Source organism: Halomonas sp. MCCC 1A11062 (assembly GCF_021404355.1).
GTDB lineage: Bacteria > Pseudomonadota > Gammaproteobacteria > Pseudomonadales > Halomonadaceae > Halomonas > Halomonas aerodenitrificans.
Map to the genome: position 1 here is coordinate 1 of NZ_JABFTW010000071.1, position 385 is coordinate 385.

Sequence of the window (385 nt, forward strand, 5' to 3'; positions counted from 1 at the left end):
CGGGGCAGTTCGGCGGACATGTTCACTCCTCGACCACGGTGTAGAGCGATTCGCCGTCCTCAGGCGCGCCGTCGACCTGACCGCGGTGGCGGCCTGCGCCCTCGGCGCGTTCGGTGTCCGCATCCGGAGTGCCGACCGCGTCGGTCACGTCGGGTTCCTCGGCGGCCAGCCGGTCGTCGAGGGACTCGCCCTCGCGCTCCTCTTCGGCGGTCATCCCGTGCTTGTCCGCTGCGCTCCAGTCGTCGGGCGGGTCGACGACCTCGTCGCCGTCGTCGTTGAGCACATCGTCGGAATCAGTGGATTCCATGGGGCTCAGCATGTCGTCGGCGCCGCCCAGATCGTTGGCGCTCACGCTGTCATCGGTGCTCATCTTCGTCTCCTGACC

The 385-nt window shown here is 68.8% G+C and carries 1 pseudogene; it reads right to left on the bottom strand.

Annotated features, from left to right (window positions below):
* Positions 1-22: 22 nt before the first annotated feature.
* Positions 23-385: pseudogene (locus tag HOP58_RS22840) on the bottom strand (hypothetical protein); the annotation flags it as partial.